16 protein-coding genes and 1 pseudogene are annotated in these 18,289 nt (G+C 64.6%); 5 read left to right on the top strand and 12 right to left on the bottom strand.

The window, feature by feature from the left end; all coding sequences use genetic code 11:
• Positions 1 to 9: 9 nt before the first annotated feature.
• Together LMTR21_RS34650 and LMTR21_RS34655 are read left to right on the top strand one after the other, a co-directional pair.
• Complete coding sequence (locus tag LMTR21_RS34650) at positions 10 to 1,080, top strand: carboxylesterase family protein (protein WP_065752006.1); 1,071 nt, start codon at positions 10 to 12, stop codon at positions 1,078 to 1,080.
• A 51-nt stretch (positions 1,081 to 1,131) separates the two neighbouring features.
• Positions 1,132 to 1,338 carry a hypothetical protein gene (locus LMTR21_RS34655; protein ID WP_065752268.1) on the top strand — a complete coding sequence of 69 codons (207 nt, stop codon included), beginning with the start codon at positions 1,132 to 1,134 and terminating at the stop codon, positions 1,336 to 1,338.
• Positions 1,339 to 1,425: 87 nt separating this feature from the next.
• Here the strand turns inward: LMTR21_RS34655 and LMTR21_RS34660 are convergent, their stop codons facing one another.
• The 4 genes from LMTR21_RS34660 to LMTR21_RS34675 form a co-directional block, all read right to left on the bottom strand.
• Positions 1,426 to 2,094 carry a DsbA family protein gene (locus LMTR21_RS34660; protein ID WP_065752007.1) on the bottom strand — a complete coding sequence of 223 codons (669 nt, stop codon included), beginning with the start codon at positions 2,092 to 2,094 and terminating at the stop codon, positions 1,426 to 1,428.
• Positions 2,095 to 2,124: 30 nt separating this feature from the next.
• Positions 2,125 to 2,910 (bottom strand): sulfite exporter TauE/SafE family protein, encoded by a 786-nt coding sequence (locus LMTR21_RS34665; RefSeq protein ID WP_065752269.1) that lies wholly within the window; start codon positions 2,908 to 2,910, stop codon positions 2,125 to 2,127.
• Positions 2,911 to 3,000: 90 nt separating this feature from the next.
• Entirely contained in the window at positions 3,001 to 3,477 is a 477-nt protein-coding gene (locus tag LMTR21_RS34670; RefSeq protein ID WP_065752008.1) for a PaaI family thioesterase, read from the bottom strand.
• 3 nt (positions 3,478 to 3,480) lie between these two features.
• Positions 3,481 to 3,906 carry an acyl-CoA thioesterase gene (locus tag LMTR21_RS34675; protein ID WP_065752009.1) on the bottom strand — a complete coding sequence of 142 codons (426 nt, stop codon included), beginning with the start codon at positions 3,904 to 3,906 and terminating at the stop codon, positions 3,481 to 3,483.
• 98 nt (positions 3,907 to 4,004) lie between these two features.
• On the opposite strand from LMTR21_RS34675, the gene LMTR21_RS34680 reads away from it, so the two are divergent.
• Positions 4,005 to 4,598, top strand: a complete 594-nt coding sequence (locus tag LMTR21_RS34680) for a TetR/AcrR family transcriptional regulator (protein ID WP_084030517.1) — start codon at positions 4,005 to 4,007, stop codon at positions 4,596 to 4,598.
• A 42-nt stretch (positions 4,599 to 4,640) separates the two neighbouring features.
• On the opposite strand, the gene LMTR21_RS34685 is transcribed toward LMTR21_RS34680, so the two are convergent.
• A complete protein-coding gene (locus LMTR21_RS34685) occupies positions 4,641 to 5,138 on the bottom strand; it encodes a hypothetical protein (RefSeq protein ID WP_065752010.1) in 498 nt (165 codons plus the stop codon).
• 249 nt (positions 5,139 to 5,387) lie between these two features.
• Between LMTR21_RS34685 and LMTR21_RS34690 the strand changes: the two genes are divergently transcribed.
• Positions 5,388 to 6,476 (top strand): AbrB family transcriptional regulator, encoded by a 1,089-nt coding sequence (locus LMTR21_RS34690; protein WP_065752011.1) that lies wholly within the window; start codon positions 5,388 to 5,390, stop codon positions 6,474 to 6,476.
• 40 nt (positions 6,477 to 6,516) lie between these two features.
• On the opposite strand, the gene LMTR21_RS34695 is transcribed toward LMTR21_RS34690, so the two are convergent.
• From LMTR21_RS34695 to LMTR21_RS34705, 3 genes are read right to left on the bottom strand one after another with little or no spacing between them, the layout of a single operon-like run.
• Positions 6,517 to 7,332, bottom strand: a complete 816-nt coding sequence (locus LMTR21_RS34695; protein ID WP_430642501.1) for an ABC transporter permease — start codon at positions 7,330 to 7,332, stop codon at positions 6,517 to 6,519.
• Positions 7,332 to 8,246, bottom strand: coding sequence for an ABC transporter permease (locus tag LMTR21_RS34700; protein ID WP_065752012.1), 915 nt, complete (start codon positions 8,244 to 8,246; stop codon positions 7,332 to 7,334). The genes LMTR21_RS34695 and LMTR21_RS34700 overlap by 1 nt, the downstream gene beginning before the upstream one ends.
• Positions 8,243 to 9,418 carry an ABC transporter ATP-binding protein gene (locus tag LMTR21_RS34705; RefSeq protein ID WP_084030518.1) on the bottom strand — a complete coding sequence of 392 codons (1,176 nt, stop codon included), beginning with the start codon at positions 9,416 to 9,418 and terminating at the stop codon, positions 8,243 to 8,245. Before LMTR21_RS34705 ends, LMTR21_RS34700 begins: the two co-directional genes overlap by 4 nt.
• A 150-nt stretch (positions 9,419 to 9,568) precedes the next feature.
• Between LMTR21_RS34705 and LMTR21_RS34710 the strand changes: the two genes are divergently transcribed.
• A complete protein-coding gene (locus tag LMTR21_RS34710; RefSeq protein WP_246174816.1) occupies positions 9,569 to 10,759 on the top strand; it encodes a tetratricopeptide repeat protein in 1,191 nt (396 codons plus the stop codon).
• Between the two features lie 115 nt (positions 10,760 to 10,874).
• On the opposite strand, the gene LMTR21_RS34715 is transcribed toward LMTR21_RS34710, so the two are convergent.
• From LMTR21_RS34715 to LMTR21_RS34730, 4 genes and pseudogenes are all read right to left on the bottom strand, one after another.
• Complete coding sequence (locus LMTR21_RS34715; RefSeq protein WP_065752013.1) at positions 10,875 to 11,891, bottom strand: adenylate/guanylate cyclase domain-containing protein; 1,017 nt, start codon at positions 11,889 to 11,891, stop codon at positions 10,875 to 10,877.
• A gap of 6 nt (positions 11,892 to 11,897) precedes the next feature.
• On the bottom strand, positions 11,898 to 13,364 hold the full coding sequence (locus tag LMTR21_RS34720; protein ID WP_065752014.1) for a glycerol-3-phosphate dehydrogenase: 1,467 nt from the start codon (positions 13,362 to 13,364) through the stop codon (positions 11,898 to 11,900).
• A gap of 234 nt (positions 13,365 to 13,598) precedes the next feature.
• Positions 13,599 to 15,126 (bottom strand): annotated as a pseudogene (locus LMTR21_RS34725) (ABC-F family ATP-binding cassette domain-containing protein).
• A gap of 414 nt (positions 15,127 to 15,540) precedes the next feature.
• A complete protein-coding gene (locus LMTR21_RS34730; protein WP_065752015.1) occupies positions 15,541 to 18,246 on the bottom strand; it encodes a sensor domain-containing protein in 2,706 nt (901 codons plus the stop codon).
• Between the last annotated feature and the right edge of the window lie 43 nt (positions 18,247 to 18,289).

Raw genomic sequence — 18,289 nt, forward strand, 5'->3', positions numbered from 1 at the left:
GAGTGCCCGATGAGTGAGGCCGTGGTGGACGACATCGTGGCCGTGCTGCCGCCGCTGCTGCAGTCGCTGGAAGCTCTCGCCTTCGTCGCGCGCTACCTCAACCCGCCGGATTTCGACCGGGTGATGGTGGCGGCAGGCCAGCCGGACGACGATCTGCGCGCGGTACGTCCGCGGCTGGCGCAATGGCCCGACGGGTTCGCCGACATCAAGGCCCCGCTGGAAGCAGCGAGCCTTGCCGCACTGGCCGCGTTCGCGGGCCTGCGCGTGGTCCAGAATGGCAACGGCGATTTCGTCAGCCTGTTTCGCGCGCTTCGATATGCGCCGCGCGCACAGGAGGCGCTCTATCCGCTGTCGGTGAAGTTGCCGCCGGTCAACGAGTTCTTCATCGATCCTTCGCTGCGGGGGGATGCAGAGCTTGCGGCGCGGCTGGCGGCGTCGGCCCATGAGAACACCGGCATCTTTCACCATCATAACGAGCCCGGCAGCCGCGGCGGCTTCTCGCTCTACGTGCCGGAATATTACACGCCCGATCGCGCCTGGCCGCTGGTGATGGCGCTGCATGGCGGCAGCGGCAATGGCCGCGGCTTTCTGTGGAGCTGGCTGCGTGATGCCCGCAGCCGCGGCGCGATCCTGGTGGCGCCGACCGCGACCGGCAATACCTGGGCGTTGATGGGCGACGACACCGATACGCCGAACCTGATGCGCATCCTGGAATCGGTGCGCGCGCGCTGGAATGTCGATCCGCAGCGGATGCTGCTGACGGGAATGAGCGACGGCGGCACCTTCTGCTACGTCTCGGGTTTCGAGAGCGCCTCGCCCTTCACCCATCTCGCGCCGGTCTCGGCGACCTTCCATCCGCTGATGGCGGAAATGGCTGACGCCGACCGGCTGCGCGGCCTGCCCGTTCATATCGTGCATGGCCGGCTCGACTGGATGTTCCCGGTGCAGGTCGCGCGGCAGACCAGCCAGGCCCTGTCGGCCGCGGGCGCCAATGTTACCTACCGCGAGCTCGATGATCTCAGCCACACCTATCCGCGCGAGATGAACGCGGAAATGCTGCAATGGCTGAACGGCCCGTAAGTGGAACCATCCTCCATGTTCCGCGTTATCAGCCGCAACGGAGGGATTACCATGCAGACGTTTGTCGGAATGATTTTGGGTGCGCTGCTGCTGGTTGGCGGCGTCTACATCTACGATTCCCTGCAGACGTCGAGCGTGGCCGGCGGCCAGGTCGCGCAGGCCAATCGCACCATTGTCAACTGGGATGTGGCGAAGGCCGACTGGGACAAGCTGACGACGCGTGCCCATGAGGGCTGGGTGAAGATTTCGTCGAAGTAATTTGCCGGCAGGATCGTCTTAACCAGGATCGTCTTAACAATGGCACGCCGTCGTTCCTAACGACGGCGTGTTTTGCTGTGACGGCCGTCAGTTGGCCTTCTTCGCCTTGCGGGCGTCGGCGATCACCATCTCGAATTCCGCCATGGTCAGGATGCCCGGCACGCGGAACTTGCCGACGATGAAGGACGGCGTTCCCTTGAACCCGAATGCAATCGCCTGATCGTGGTTGCGGGAGAGAACAGTGTCGATCGCCTTGGCATTGGCCGTGGCGTCGCGGTTGAGGCGGTCCATGTCGATGCCGGCGCCCGCCAGCAATTCGCGGATACGCGGTTCGGTCAATTTCGAGCTGACACCGATCATCGCCTCATGCGCGGCCATGTACTTGCCCTGATACTTCGCGGCCAGCGCCATCCGCGCCCCGAACTTCGAGACCTCGCCGAGGATCGGCCAATCCTTCAGCACCAGGCGGACCTTGCCGTCGTCCTGCACCACCTGCTGGATCTCGGGCGCGATCTTGCGGCAATAGGGACAGTTGTAGTCGAACCACTCGACGATGTTGATGTCGCCTTCGGGATTGCCGGTCGCGGGCACCTCGGGGTCGCGCAGCACCAGCGCTTCGTTCAACACATCGTCCACGCGCTGCGCAAAGGCCGGTCGCGACGTGGCGCCGAGCAGTGCGGCACCGCCGAGCAAGCCAAAAGCATCACGCCGCGTCGGCTGCAGGATGATCCCGGCCGGATTGTTCGATCGCTTCATTTGGGTCTCGCGAAGGGCTGCATTTCCTGTCTACGGCTGAGATGCGGATATGTTACGTGCCAGCATATAGAGCGCCACGGCAATAATGACCACGGCGAACACGATATTGAGCGCGCCGCGACGCTCCGCGAGATGCCGCGCCGAACGCGTGCCGGCCAGGCCGCCGGCGATGCCGCCTGCCACGAACAGCCCGGCCAGCGCCCACGACACCAGCCCCGACCAGGCATAGCTGGCGGCCGTGGTGAGCCCGAAAGCGGTGACCGCGACCAGCGAGGAGGACACCGCGTTCAGGATCGGCATGCCGGTCGCCAGCATCAGCGCCGGCACGATCAGGAAGCCGCCGCCGATGCCGAAGAATCCCGACACCGTCCCGGTCGTGAGACCCAGGCTGACGATGGCTGATATGTTCGACATCGAGACCTTGACGTCAGGCAGGCCGATGCGCGCGCGCGTCTTCAGCATCAACAGCGCGATGACGATCATGACCAGCGCGAACAGCGCCAGCAGCCGTTGACCGTCCATCATCTTGCCGAGGATCGAGCCGCCGAGGGCGCCGACCATGCCGGCGGCGGCAAAGATCAGCGCGCAGGACCAGATCACGGTGCCGCCGCGCGCATGGTTGGAGAGATTGACCGCGGCATTGGCCGCCACCGCGATCGCGCTGGTGCCGATCGCGACATGGGGCTCGGCCACGCCGACCACATAGACCATCAGTGGCACCGCCAGGATCGAGCCGCCGCCGCCGACCAGGCCAAGCGAAAACCCGACCAGCATCCCCGACGCCAGTCCCAGCACGCCCTGCGCGGTGGAGATGATCAAGTTGAAAGACTCTGCTGCACGGCGCAACCATAGAAGGATTTTTCACATCCTGCTATGCGGTTAGCATAAATATGCACTGCAGCACGGTCAGACCGACGCGAGCGCTTTGTCTCTGACGGCCCCCTCGCGGGGCAGCAGTGCCATCAGCGTGCCGCTCATGGTCGCAATCAGCGTCTCGGCCCCGTCATGCGCGGCATAGGCGCGAGCCTCGCATACGGTCAGCGTGCGGCCGGGCTTGACGACGGTGGCGCGGAAGGTGAACCGCTCGCCGCGTGCGGGCGCCAGCAGGTTGGTCTTGAATTCCACGGTGAGAATCCCCGCCCCCGCCGGCATCAGCGTGAAGGCGGCGATGCCGCAGGCATTGTCGAGCGCCGCCGTGATGATCCCGGCATGGATGAAGCCATGCTGCTGGGTGAGTTCGTCCCGATAGTTCATGGCGAGATCGACCTCGCCGGGCTCCAGCCGGGCGATCGAAATCCCGAGCGTCTTCATCGCCCGCTGCTGGTTGAACGTAGCGGTCGCGATCTCGCGATAGTCAGGATTCTTCGGCTGGAAGCGCGCCATGGGTCAGGCCATCGCCGGTTCGAGATGCCTGGTCGCGGCATCGCGGATCGCGGGCGCGAAGGCGGTCGACTTGCGCGCCTGCCGATCCATGTGGACGCCGACGAATTCGCAGGTGGCGGCGATCTCGCCGGTTTCAGCGTTGCGCATCTCATGGACGAAGCGGATCGATTTGTCGCGGATTTCCACGAGCCGGCTTTTGACCTCGACGATGTCGCCGGCCAGGAGTTCGCGCTTGTAGGTGATGTTCTGCTGCACGGCGGCCATGCCGCGGCCGGATGTGCGCAAGTACGACGGTGTCAGGCCAAGCCGGGCGAACAGATTCCAGTTCGCCTCGTCGAACTTGCCGACATACCACATGATGTTCATGTGCCCGACATGATCGCATTGCCAGGGATAGACCGTGCCGCGATAGGTCGCGTCCGTCTCCATCGTACTGCTCCCGCTTTTGTCATCTTGATACGGTAGCGTATCAGCCCCTCGCCGGGTTAGCAATACGGTGCCGTATTAAGAATCGGTGAGAGCGGACCATGAGCGACGCCAAGGCAGACCCCAAAGGCGACAGCCGAACCGGCGAGATACGGAGCGAGCGCTGGGTCGAGGCCGGCTTTGAGGAAATCGCCCGGACCGGCGTCGAAGGCGTGCGGGTCGAGGTGCTGGCCAAGAACCTCGGCGTCACCAAGGGCGGCTTCTACCGCCGCTTCCGCGACCGCGCGGCGCTCTTGGAAGCCATGCTGCAGCACTGGAGCGCGGGCCGCATCGCGGCGATCGAAAAACACACCAGCCTCGATGGCGCGACCGCGCGCGAGCGGCTGAAGGCGCTGATCGCGCGCTATTCCGAGCGCATCAATACCGAGGGCATGGCGGTCGAACTGGCGATCCGGCAATGGGCCCGCTCCGACGAGCTGGCTGCCGCAGCCGTCGCCAGCGTCGATGCCGCGCGCCTGAAAAATGTCGGGCAGCTCTATCGCGCGACCGGCTTGCCGCCAGAGGAGGCCGACGCGCAGGCGTTCCTGTTCTATTGCTTCGTGTTCGGCCAGAGCTTGCTGTTTCTCGAACGGGGCCAGCGCAAGCGCGCGCAACTGGTGGCGAAGTCGGCCGAAACATTGCTCCGCGAGTTGTAGGCGCGGCCGAAACATCCGACCGCGCCCGCGTCGATTACGTGCTCAGGCCGCGCCCTTCAGCTTCTTCGAGCATTCGCTGAAATAGCCGCCGCCCTTCTGGATCCACTTCAGCCCCCCATTGGCGTTGGTCGCCTTGTTGGCGTTGTACTGATCCACGCAAGTGTGCATGCGGGCTCTGCCGGCGGTCTCCTTGGAATATTTCGGATCGACCGCGCTCGGATAGACCGCAGGACCTGCCGGGGCCGCAGGCGCCGCAGCTTCCTTGGCTTCCTTGGCCTCCTTCTTGGATGCTTTCTTGGTAGCTTCCTTCGGCTCCGCGGCGGGTGCCGCTGCGGCTGCCGGAGCAGGCGCGGCATCGGCGCCGCACTGCGCCTTGCGGAAGTCGTTCCACTTCTGGTCGCCGAGCGTGCCGGCGGCTTTGGCGGCTTGGTATTTGGCGCTGCATTCCTGCGCTGTCAGGGCATTCGCCTGCGTCGCCATCGCCAACGCGGCCAAACCCGACACCGCAATCGCACCCAGTATTTTTGCTTGAATAGTCATCCCTGGTCTCCTTGGGGATAGTCATCTGCGGGCGCCATCCTAGCGCAACCAAAGCTTGCGACAACGCACCGGGCGCTTCCTGTGGTAAAAATTTTGTGGCACCGACGATGCACCATCTGCGTTCGCATTCAGCCCGCGTTCAGCCAACGCTGCGGGAGGTTTGTGCAGACATTGTGCACGGCTCGTCGCTGCATTGCTGCAATCGCGTGGCGCATTTGTCCGGCGCATGCGGATTTGCCATAAGGCGGCGTGAGCCTGATCCCCGCCTCGATATCTTCCGCCGTCGCCGACCGCGCCAAAATCCTAGGCACGCTCGAGACCCTCGTCATCGGCGCCGCCGGCGGCTTGCTGTTTCTGTGGCTCAATTTACCGGGCGGGCTGATTTCCGGCGCGATGGCCGCCGTCGGCATCGCCGCTCTCGCAGGCCGGCCGGTGACCATGCCGCCGATCCTGACCCAGACCGTGCTGGTGCTGCTCGGCATCACGCTGGGCTCGCTGGTGTCGCGGCAAATGATCCAGCACATGAGCGCCTATCCCCTGACCATCGGCCTGTTGGCGCTCGCGACATTCTGCTCGACGTTCGGCTCCAGCTTCTATCTGCAGCGCATGCACGGCTGGGACCAGACCTCGGCGCTGCTCGCCGGCAGCCCCGGCGCGCTGTCGCAGATCACCATGCTGGCCGCCGAGAAGGGCGCCGATGTCGCCGCGATCGCGGTGGTGCAGACCATCCGCGTGATCATCCTGACCGCAGCGCTGCCGCTGCTGCTGGCAGTGACCGGCGTGGCGCCGAGCGCGCCCATGGAGCTGATCAGTATCGGCGTCGCCTCGCCGATCGAACTCGCGGTGCTGGCGGCGGCTGCCGTCGCCGTCGCGCTCCTGCTTCGGCTCGCCAATTTTCCAGCGAGCTGGATGTTCGGCGCGATGATCGCCTCGGCCGTGCTGCACGGCACCGGCCTGATCGAGGGCGGCCTGCCGCCCTGGATGCGCGGCGTGGCGCTGGTCGGCATCGGCGCGGTGATCGGCACGCGGTTCGCGCGGATCAGCAGGTCGACGCTCGTCAGCCACATCAATGCCGGACTGGGCTCGTTCGCAGTTGCCATCGTCATTTCAGCCGTGTTCGTCACGGTGATCGTGCTGACCACCCATGTGCGCCTGGCCGACGTCGTGGTGGCGTTTGCGCCGGGCGCGATGGACGCCATGCTGGCGCTGGCGCTGACGCTGCATATCGATCCGATCTTCGTCGGCGCCCACCATCTGTCGCGCTTCGTATTCGTCTCGATCACGACGCCGGGCATCGTGCATCTGTTCGGACGCCCGCAGGAGGATGTGGACGATTGAGCGGGCAGGTCCGGCGGCTCGCTCCTCGCAATGACGGAGGCTACAGCGGCGCTGCGCTCTTGCCTTCTGAGCTCGACAGCTTCGAGACAAGCGAGGCGATCACGATCAGCACGGCGATCAGGGCGATCACCATGGTGCAGATCGCATTGATCTCGGGCTTCACGCCGAGCCGCACCTCGGAATAGATCCGGATCGGCAGCGTCGCCGAGCCGGGACCGGTGGTAAAACTCGCGATCACGACGTCATCGAGCGACAGCGTGAAGGCCAGCATCCAGCCTGCCGCAATCGCGGGAACGATGAGCGGCAGCGTCACGCGAATGAATGCCTGTACCGGATTGCAGCCGAGATCCATCGCGGCCTCTTCCAGGCTGCGGTCGAGCGAGGCAAGGCGCGACTGCACCACCACGGTGACGAAGCACATCGTCAGCGTGGTGTGGGCGATCGTCACCGTCCAGAAACCGCGCTCGGCGTTGAGCGCCACGAAGAGCAACAGCAGGGAAAGCCCCGAGATCACCTCGGGCATCACCAGCGGCGCATAGAGCATGCCGGAAAACAGCGCCCGGCCCCTGAAGCGCTCACCGCGCGCCAGGCCTACGGCCGCCAGCGTGCCGAGCAGGGTGGCAATCGTGGCCGATACCGCAGCAACGCGCAGGCTCATCCAGGCGGCATCCAGCATCGCGCGGTCGTTGAAGAACTCAAAGTACCAGCGCAGCGACCAGCCGCCCCACACCGTCACCAGCCGCGAGGCGTTGAACGAATAGATGACGAGAATGACGATCGGCAGGTACAGGAACGCCAGTCCCAGCGCGAGCGAAGTGACGTTGAACGGCGACATCCTGTTGACCTGCCGCACCATCAATTCGCTCCTCCGAGCTGACGGCGCTGCATCCGGTCGTAAAGAACCAGCGGCGGCACCAGCAGAACCAGCAGCGCGACCGCGGCGGCGGCAGCGACCGGCCAATCCTTGTTGGTGAAGAACTCCAGCCACAATGTCTGGCCGATCATCATCGAGCCGGAGCCCGCCAAAAGATCCGGAATCACGAACTCGCCGAGGATCGGGATGAAGCAGAGCAGCGCGCCGGCGCCGACGCCGGGCAACGACAGCGGGAACGTCACCAGCCAGAACGCCCGCCGTGGCGAGGCGCCAAGATCGGCGGCCGCCTCGAGCAGCGAGGCGTCCAGCTTGGAGAGCGTCGCATAGAGCGGCAGGATCATGAACGGCAGATAGGAATAGACGATGCCGATATACATTGCGGTGTCGGTCGACAGCCACACCACCGGCGCGGAGACGACGTGCAATGCGAGCAGCACCTTATTGAGCAGGCCGTCATGCTGCAGGATGTTGATCCAGGCATAGATGCGGATCAGGAACGAGGTCCAGAACGGCACGATCACCAGCATCATCGCAATCGGCTGCCAGCGCTGCGGCAACCGCGCCATGCCGTAGGCGATGGGATAGCCGATCAGCAGCAGGATCAATGTCGAGGTCACGGCGACGACGAGGCTGCGCAGATAGGAGCTGATGTAGAGGCTGTCGGAAGCGAGCAGCCCGAAATTATCCAGCGACAACTGCGCGAAGGCTGCCTTGATCGCGGTCCATCCTTCGGCAAAATCGAACACGGGCACATAGGGCGGCTGCGCGATCGCGGTCTGTGACAGGCTGATCTTCAGCACGAAGCCGAACGGCACCAGGAAGAACAGCACCATCCAGAGATATGGCGCGATGGCGGCATAGCGCGCCGGCTGTGCGAAGATACGGCGCGCGCTCATCGTTCCAGCACCACGCAATCATCGGGCGAAAACCACGCCACCACGCGCTGGCCTGCGCTGCAGGTATCGGTATCGAGCCGGGTGGTATTGGCCACCGACGAGCGCACCACCGCGCCGGAATCGAGCTTGATCTTGTAGATGGTCGAGCCGCCGAGATAGCTGACATCGGTAACGACGCCTTCGAGCCGGTTGATCGCCCGCGAACCGGCTGCATCCGGCGCCGGACCACGGTGCGACATCTTCACCTTCTCGGGGCGGATCGCGACCGAAACGACGGTCCTGGTGACGGGCTCACGCGGTTCGGCAACCACAATGGCTCCGCCGTCGCGGGTCGCAATCGTCAGGCGACGATGTTCGCGCGAAGTGACGTCGCCGTCGAACAGGTTGACGTCGCCGACAAACTCGGCGACCCAGCGCGAGGCGGGCGCCTCGTAGAGATCGCGTGGGGTCGCGACCTGCTGCAGCCGGCCGGCGTCCATGACGCCGATCCGGTTCGCCATCGTCATCGCCTCTTCCTGATCATGGGTGACGACGATGAAGGTCATACCGAGACGGCGCTGCAGTTCCATGAGTTCAAGCTGCGTGCTCTCGCGCAGCTTCTTGTCGAGCGCGGCCAGAGGCTCGTCGAGCAAGAGAACCTTGGGCCGCCGCGCCAGCGAGCGCGCCAGCGCCACGCGCTGCTTCTGGCCGCCGGAGAGCTGATCGGGTTTTCGTTTCTCCATTCCATCCAGCTTGACCAATGCCACCATTTCGGCGACGCGGGTATCGATGGCGGCGCGGGCCATCCCGGCGCGCTTCAGGCCGAACGCGATATTGTCCCGCACTGAAAGATGCGGAAACAGCGCGTAGTTCTGGAACATCATGTTGACAGGCCGCTCATGCGGCAGCACCGGCGCGATGTCGCGACCGCCGAGCAGGATGCGGCCCTCGTCGGGCGTCTCGAAGCCGGCGAGCATCCGAAGCAGCGTGGTCTTGCCGCAGCCGCTTGGGCCGAGCAGCGCAAAGAACTCACCCGCCCTGATGTCGAGCGAGAGCCGGTCCACGGCGGGGAACGTGCCGAACTTCTTGGAGACCCCTTCGATGCGGAGCAAGGGAATGTCGTCGGCCGCCGTGGCCGGCGCCGCTGATATGTCGATATTCGGCCTGCCGATTTCGGGCGATTCCTCGTTCATCTCACCTGCCAGTACTGTGTGGACGGCACGCTAGCGGCGGATCGGCATCCGCTCAACCGGGCGGGCAGCAGGCAGCCACAATATTGTGGATGCCGTGCGCTTTGTCTCTGCTAGGCTTGCCCCTGCTTCTCGCGTCCAAGGACAAGAACAATGCACCGGGACAGATACGACCTTCCACTGACCACTTCCTCCGAACGCGCCGCGGCGCATTACCGCGACGGCGTCGACCGCATGCTATCGGCCTGGCACGGCGCCGAGGATGCCTTCGACAAGGCAATCGCGGAAGATCCCGGCTTTGCGCTGGCACATATCGGACGGGCGCGGCTGCACCAGCTCAACATGGAGGGCGGCAAGGCGCGGGCTTTTGCCGCGCAGGCTCGCGAGCTGGCCGCGGGCGCCAGCCCGCGCGAAAAGAGCCACGTGGAAATCATGGCCGCGGTGATCGAGAGCAAGCCGAAGCTGGCCCTGACCGGCGCCGAGGCGCATCTCGATGAATATCCGCGCGATGCACAGGTGCTGTCGATCCTGCTCGGCGCATTCGGCCTCTACGCGTTCTCGGGCCGTCCTGACCACGATGCGGCAAAACTCGCGATCTGCAAACGCCACGCGCGGCATTATGGCGAAGACTGGTGGTTCGTTTCCTATCTTGGCTGGTCGCACACCGAGGCGGGTAACCTCTCCAACGGCCGGACACTGTCCGAACGGGCGATGACACTGCGAGCTGCCAACGCCAATGCGGCGCATGGCCTCTCGCATGCGATGTTCGAGCAAGGCGACATGGCGATCGGCCGCCAATTTCTCGCGCAATGGATGCCAGCGCATGATCGCCAGAGTTTTCTGCACGGGCATCTCGCATGGCACGTCGCACTGACCCACCTCGACGAAGGCGATCTTGATGGTGCGCTTGCGATCTACGAGCAGCATATCAAGCCGGCGGGCCGCCCCTACCCGCCGCTGAACATCTTCACCGATGGCGCCTCGCTGCTGTGGCGGCTTGCGCTCGCCGGCCAGACCGGGCTGGAGCCGCATTGGCGCGACATGGCCGCCTACGGCGAAAAGCACTTTCCGCAGGCGGGCGCACATTTTGCCGACGTGCATTTCGCGCTGGCCACCGCCATGACAGGTGGCGATGCGCTCCAGACACGACTGGCGCAACTCGAAGCGCGCGACGCCGACGGCAAGCTGCTGCCGGGCCGTGCGGCCATCGAGCTCTGTCGTGGCATCCGGGCATTTGCCGAAGGCGATCATGCGGAGGCGGTCCGCCTGCTCGAGCCGGCAATTGCCGAACTGACGCGGATCGGCGGTAGCCACGCCCAGCGCGAATTGTGGGAGGACAGCTGATCGTCGCGTACTTGCGCGCAGGTTACGGCGACAAGGCCGCGAACCACATCTCGGCCCGGCTCGACCGCCGGCCATCGGCGCGTGACGAGGCCTGGGCGCGCGCGGCGCAGCGAAACTAGGCTCGCCGCTCGACGGCAAATACCTCGATGGCTGCCGCCCGGCCCCGCAAGCGAACCTCCCCCAGCGCTTCGACGACGAAGACTGGCTTGAGCTTCATCAGGCGCAGCAAATCCGCAGAGACCAGCAAATTCCGGCCGGCCTCCTTGCAGTGCTCCTGCAGCCGCGCAGTCACGTTCACGGTATCGCCGAAATAGGCAAGCTGGCGGCGCGAGCTGCCGCACTCGCTGATCGCCACCTGACCGGCATGCAGGCCGGCGCGGAAGCTCGGCACCATGCCGAATTCCTGCCGGTAGGAGTCAGCCCTCTCCGCGATGCAGTCGGCAATCGCGAAGAAGCAGTCGATGCACCGTCCACCCGACATCCTGTCATCGAGCGGCCATGTCACGATCACCTCATCGCCGACATAGGCATGGACCTCGCCGCCATGCGCGACGATCGCATCGTCAATGTCGAAGAAGAAGCGGGTGAGCAGGCCTTGCACGCGCAATTCACCCATCGCCTCGGCGAGCGATGTCGAACCTGCAAGATCGAGGAACATCAGCACGCGCGCTTCCCGCACCGGCGTCCGGTAGCGCCCGAGCGCCACGTTGAACAGCACGCGGCTGCCGACCAGCCGGGTCAGCTCGTAGGCTGACGTGACGAGCAGGGACGCGAAGAAGCTGATCGCCACGATGCCGGGAAACTGTTCGATCAGCCACTTCGTCTCGATCCATTCCCCGTACAGCGCCACTTGCAGGATCAGCGCGGCGACCGCGACAATGATGGCCATGGCCGCGGAGCGCACGGCCAGTTCCGCCAGCAGTGGCCATTTGCTGATCCACTCACTTCGTCGCGACGTGAAGTACAGATGAACACCCCAGGCGGCCAGCGTGATGCCCATCCCATGCACCATGCTCCGGAGATAGTACGGCAGCGTTGCTTCGCTCGGATCGTCAATGAAATAGCGATAGGCTGTTCCGCCAAGCAAGCCGATGCTCGCCAGGAAAACAGTCGGCCTGATCGCGCGCCGCATATCGGTTCATCCCAGTCTTGAAGCGGCCATGAACGCTGCGAGGGCGTCGCGATCCTCAGGCTCCATGATGACGCCAAGCTTCGTCCGCCGCCACAGGATGTCATCCGGAAAACGCGCCCATTCCTTGCGCATGAGATAGCGCACTTCGGCGCCGGTCAATTCCGGTCCGAAGGTCGGGCCGAGCTCGCTGCGCTCTTTGGCATCGCCGAGGATCTCCCTGGCGTTCGTCCCGTAGGCGGCGACCAGCCGCCTCGCCTGCTCTTCGCCGAGAAATCGCCAGCGCTCGCGTACCTCCTCGACCTCATTGTCGAAACGGTCCCAGGCGAAATCGCCGCCGGGCAGCGGCGCTTTTGCGGTCCAGCGCGCCGACATCGGATAGAACGGCGTCAGCTCGGAGACCGCCCGCTCGGCGCGCAGCCGCGAGGTGGTGACATCGCCACCGAATACAGTGAGCAGCGGCGCCTTGCCGCGCCCATGGTCGAGCATGATCGCCCCGTCGCGCCCGCTCGCAGCTGACAGCATCATGTTGGCGCCGGAAAGCGTGCGCACCACGTCGACCGTCTCGATCCGCTCGCGAAAATAGCGGTTCGCCGCATCGCAGAGATAGGCGACGTCACCAGCTGCCATCGCGACGATGGCGGGGTCGCCCTTGAAGGCATGGCTGACGGTGCCGATCAGGGTAAAATCGCGCTCATAGGGACTGGCGAAGATCAGCCGCCCGTCGCTGTTCTGGAACACATAGATGTTGTCGCTGTCGAACAGGCGGCGGACGATGATCTGGTCCATCTGCACGGCGGCGAGCTTCGGCGGCGGCACGCGCAACACCGTCTCGGCAACGGACGGCGTCCAGGCGCCGGTGGCGTTGGCGACCGCCCTTGCCGTGACCACCTGGCGAAAACCGCGATCGATCGTCACCAGCCGCCATTCCCTGCCGCGTTCGGCCCGGCTGCAGCGCGCGCCGGTGTGAATCACCGCGCCACGCGCCGCGGCATCGACGGCGGTGAGAACCACCAGGCGCGAATCGTCCACGACGCAGTCGGAATATTCAAAGGCGGTGCCGAACGGCCGCTTCAGTGCATTGCCGATGGGATGATGGGTGACGTCGATGGTCGCCGAGGCCGGCAGGCCGCTGCGCGAGGCCAGCCGGTCGTACAGCAGCAGCCATGAGCGCAACTGCCAGTCCGGACGCTCGTCGGAATGGGCAGGGATCGCAAAGCGCATCGGGCGCACCAGATGCGGCGCGATCCTGAGCCAGGTGTCGCGCTCGCCAAGCGCGGAACGGACACGAAGGAAATGTCGGCGCTCCAGCCCTGCCAGGTCGCCATGGATCAGCCGCGGCGAGGCCGACGAAGCGCCCGCGCCGAGATCGCTTTGTTCCAGCAGGATGACGCGCAAGCCACGGCCGACGGCGTCGCGCGCGATGCTGACGCCGTTCAACCCGCCGCCAATGATCGCGAGATCGTAGTCCGCCATACGCAAGGTGACTGTAGAGAAACTGATTTCACTACACTAGGTCATGATGGCCAAAAGTGGATGTCACTCCTGGAAATCGTGTCGGGGGATGAAACGCGCGGCCGCCGCTCTCGAGCCTTTTCCGTTCCGATGGAATCGGAACGGGGCTCTAATTTTTGTTTTGACGCGCTTTCTTGACGCGAACCGGTCTCCACCCCGGATCAAGTCCGGGGCAGGCTTTCGCTGGAAAACGCTTTACCCGGTTGCGCCGATCGATGCGAAGAAGCGCTCCGGTCCTTCCAGTTCCACCAGCTTCTTTTTTTCGATCAGCCAGAACCGGTTTCCCACCGTTCGAACGAAGCTGCGATTGTGTGACACCAAGAGGCAGCTTGCCTGGTGTTCCAGCAATTCGTCTTCCAGCGCTTCCTGCCCCTCGATATCAAGGTGATTGGTGGGCTCATCGAGCAGATAGAAGTTTGGCTGGGCAAGCCGCAGCAACAACATTCCAAGACGTGCCTTCTGTCCGCCGGAAAGCCGGCCGATCGGACGGCTCTGCATCGCAACCGAAAGGCCTGCACCGGCGAGCCATGCACGCGCACGCTGATCGCCGACCTCGAATCGGTTGACGATCGCGTCCATCGGCGTGTCGGTATCGGCAAGACCGGCAAGATCCTGTTCGCAATAGCCGAGAGCAAGCGACTGCGTGACCTTGATGCCGGCCTGCGTGGCTGCCGGATTTTCAATCGCCTGCCGCAGCATCGCCACGAGCCGGGTCTTGCCTGCCCCGTTCGGCCCCAGCAGCACGATCCGGTCTCCCTTGCAGATGAACTGCTTGCCGGTCCTGAACAGCAGGCTGCCGTCCGGGGCAGCGACGGCGGCATCATCAAGCGCAATCAGAACCTTGGCATGCGTTCCGCGGTTGGCCAGCTTGATCGTTCCTGCGGATCGCTCCAGATGCGCAGGTCTTGCCGCATCTTCCAGCTTCTCGGCGCGCTGCTTGAGTTGTTTGGTCTTTTGCAACAGAAGGTTGCTGCCGGAATTGACGCCGATATTGTTCAGCTTTGCCGCGTTCTGGCGAAGCTGCTGGGCCGCCTTTCAGGTCACGCCGGTAGCGCCGTTCATCGGATGCATCCACCTCGCTGAGCGCGGCGCGCGCCCGTGTATAGGGCAACGAAAATATCTGTGACTGCTCGGGCCGCAAGAATATCGTGCGGTTCGTGGTTACGTCGAGAAAGGCCCGGTCATGGCTCGATATCACGACCGGCATATCGCGCGGCAGCGCGTTCAACCAACCTTCAAGCTGACCGATCCGGGCGAGGTCCAGGTGGTTGGTCGGCTCGTCGAGCAGCAGCACGTCAGCCTCGGTCACTACTGCGCGGGCAAGCATGGCAAGCCGCTGCCAGCCGCCACTCAGTTGCTTCAGCGGCCTCTGCCGCAGCGCCTCGGGCACATCAAGCGATTCCAGGGCAACGTCGACCCTCCAACCGTCGCTTGCCCGTCGTTCGGCGGGTAGCGCCTCGAGCACCGCCGCATCAAGCGGCGTATCCATCAGCACCATTGGCACGTCCTGCTCGACATAGCCGATGGTCAGCCCGCGTGATCGGGTGATCTCGCCCTCGCCCGGCTCCATCAGGCCGGCAATGCAGCGCAGCAGCGTGGATTTGCCGCGCCCATTGGCGGCGACAAGCCCGATACGGTCACCGGCATTGACGACGAGGTTCAGTCGGGAAAACAGCGAAGCGTTCAGCGTCACGCCGAGATTGCGGATAGTGATAAGGGTCATGATCGTTCCCTGGTCTTGCCGGCGACGGCGACGTCCGGGGCATGCAGCCATCATCGGACGTGGCGTCGGAGCGCGGCGAGCTACGGAAAATGCAGGCGCGAACGATCAGACGTTCGACGTCGCATTGTCACGAGGGGCAGACCAGGGAGAGATTTACGAAAGGTCTCTGGTCAGCCCTGCAAACGCATTTGCAGGGCGTTGACGGGACCGCGCCGGCGATAGTGGTGGAAAAATGTCGTCACCGCGCAGCCCTCCTTTCTCGATCAGGTAGGCCGCTAAACTAACCGGGGCTGCCATCGAAGGCAAGAAGGCCCGGTCGACCTCACATTCGAACTGCCCGCGAGGTCACGCGGCCGTTGGCATCATGCCGTTGGCATCATGGTGGTGCGCACCGGGTGACAGAGATTAGAGAAATCAGGCGCTGGCGAGCTTGCGCTCGGTCTCGACGTCGTTGGCGGCGCTACGGCCGACCAGCGCGGCGTAGTGCCCGATCGGCTGGGGCTTGCCGAGCAAAAAGCCCTGCACGGCGTCGCAGCCCTCGTCCGCGAGGAAGCTGAGCTGTTCCTGGGTCTCCACGCCTTCGGCGACGATCGACATTTCGAGGCCGTGGCCGAGGTCGATGACGGCGCGAACGATCGCCGCCGATTGCGGGTTGCGCCCGAGATTCATGACAAAGGCGCGGTCGATCTTGATCTTGTCGAACGGGAACGCCTGCAGATAGCTCAACGAGGAATAGCCGGAACCGAAATCGTCCATCGAGATCCGCACGCCGAGCGACTTCAACCGCCGCAGCAAGGCGAGACCGCGGTCGAAATCCTCGATCAGCACGCCTTCGGTGATTTCGAGTTCGAGCCGGTCGGGCGCCAGCCCCGTCTCGAGCAGGATCGAATGCACCAGGCTGACGACGTCGCCATGCATGAACTGCGCCGGCGACAGGTTGACGGCGATCTGCATCGGCACCGGCCAGGAGGCCGCCTCGCGGCAAGCCTCGCGCAGGATCCAGACGCCCATCTCGACGATCAGGCCGCTTTCTTCGGCGAGGGGAATGAATTCGCCCGGTGATACGAAACCGCGCACCGGATGGATCCAGCGCGCCAGTGCCTCGAAGCCGATCACCTTGCTGCTGCCAATCGTCGGGCCGGCTGCTGCCTGCGGCTGGTAATACAGCGACAATTCGCCGTTCCGGATCGCCATCGAGAGGTCCTGGTGCAGCACGCGGCGGTCGCGGATCTGCTGGTCCATCTCCGGCTCGAAGACGCTGATCGAGCCGCGCGATTTCTGCTTGGCGCGAAACAGCGCCGCGCCGGAATTAGCGAGCAGCGATGCAGCGTCCGAGCCGTTATGCGGGAATACCGAGATGCCGGTCGTGACACCGGTCCGCACCGACTTGCCGTCGATCACGAATTCGTCCGACAGGGTTTGCGCGAGCTTTTCGGCGAGCGCCTTGCCCGCCTCCGGCTGCTTGCCGTCGATGATCAGGCCGAACTCGTCGCCGGACAGACGCGCCACCACGCCGCCGCGGGCGCAGGCCTGGATGCGGCCGGCGACCTCGACCAGGAGCTTGTCGCCCATCGCGTGGCCGAACACGTCGTTGATTTCCTTCAGGCCGTCGAGGTCGACGCATAGCACCGCGAATTCCTCGTCGGTGCCGGCGCAAGCCTCGATCATCTGAGCCAGCGCCTGCAGGAAGGCGGCGCGGTTCGGCAGGTCCGTCAGGCCGTCATGATAGGCCATATGCGCCATCCGCGATTCGGTCTGGCGGCGGTCGGTGACGTCCTCATGGGTCTTGATCAGATATTGCGGCTCGCCGGCCTCGTCGAGAACCGTCATGCGGCGGGTCAGGAACAGCCGCAGTCCGTCCTTGGTGGAGATCGGGTGCTCTTCGGTCAGCAGGCCGCGCTTCTTGATCGCGGCCTCGTCGCGCGCGATGATCAGCTTGGCCTCGCGCGGATTGAAAATGTCGGCGGCGGTCAGGCCGGTGGCGTCCTCGCGGCGGCGATTGAGAATGGTCTCGGCGCTGCGGTTGGCGAGCAAATAGCGCCCGTCGCTGACGCGCTCGACGATCAGCGACACCGGGATGTTGTCGACCACCAGTTCCAGGAATTTCTTGGTGTTTTCGAGTTCGCGCGACAGCGACCGCCGGTCGGTGACATCGTCGAACAGCGTGATCAGGAATTCCGGCTTGTTGTTCTCGTTGCGCGCGACCACGCGGTTGGAAGAGAGAACGCGCTCGTCGTCGCCGCGTTCGACGCTGTATTCGCTGCGGTGATAGCCCTCCGGCGCGGTCAGCGCCGCCTGGTCCGCGATCTCGATGCGCTTCGCGGTTTCTGGCCGGAAGATCTCGTCGGCGCGCTTGCCGACGATGTGATCGCGGGAGAAACGCGAAAAGCGCTCGAACGCGCGGTTGGCAAAGATATAGCGTCCGTCCTCGATGTTCTTGGCGGCGACGCAGACCGGAACGTTGTCGAGCACCGATTCCAGGAACTTGGTGGTCGATGCCAGCTTGCGCGAGAGCTGGCGCTGCTCGGTGCAGTCCTCGTGCGTTCCGATCGTGCCGCCATTGGGCAGGCGGAAGATCTTCGACAGCACCGATCGGCCGCCCGGCAGTTCGGTGATGACGCCTTCGGGGCGGCGGGCCAACTCGCCGAACTCCTCGACGGTGATATTGAGCAAGCCCCGCGCACGCCGCAATTCGAGCAGTTCGCGGCCGGTCATGCGGCTCGAAATCTCGGCGCGGCTGAGCCCGTACATTTCGAGAAAGCGGTCGTTGCAGAAGACCACGCGGTTTTGCGCGTTGGTCATCATCACACCCTGGTTCAGATTGTTGAGCGCCGAGCTGATGAAGGCGCTGCGCTGCATTTGCGCGCTCTTCGCCCCGCGCAACGCCGCCAAAATCCAGATGCCGATCGCAGCCAGGAACGAGACGACGACTACCCCGCCGATCAGGAACTCCCACACCCGATTGGGATCGAATTCGCCGATATAGCTCGCCGGCGCAAAGCCCGCGGACGGCCCGGCGCCCCACGCGATTCCGCACGGCATGGCCGTGGCGAGCAGACAGACGAGGGCCTGCGCCGGAATCGAATTCTTCCGTCCTGCCCGCCAGTTCCTGTCAGCCATTACCGCCCCGAGGTTTGCGGGCGGAGTGTCTGGCTTGACGGGT

This window comes from Bradyrhizobium paxllaeri, assembly GCF_001693515.2.
Taxonomy (GTDB): Bacteria; Pseudomonadota; Alphaproteobacteria; order Rhizobiales; family Xanthobacteraceae; genus Bradyrhizobium; species Bradyrhizobium paxllaeri.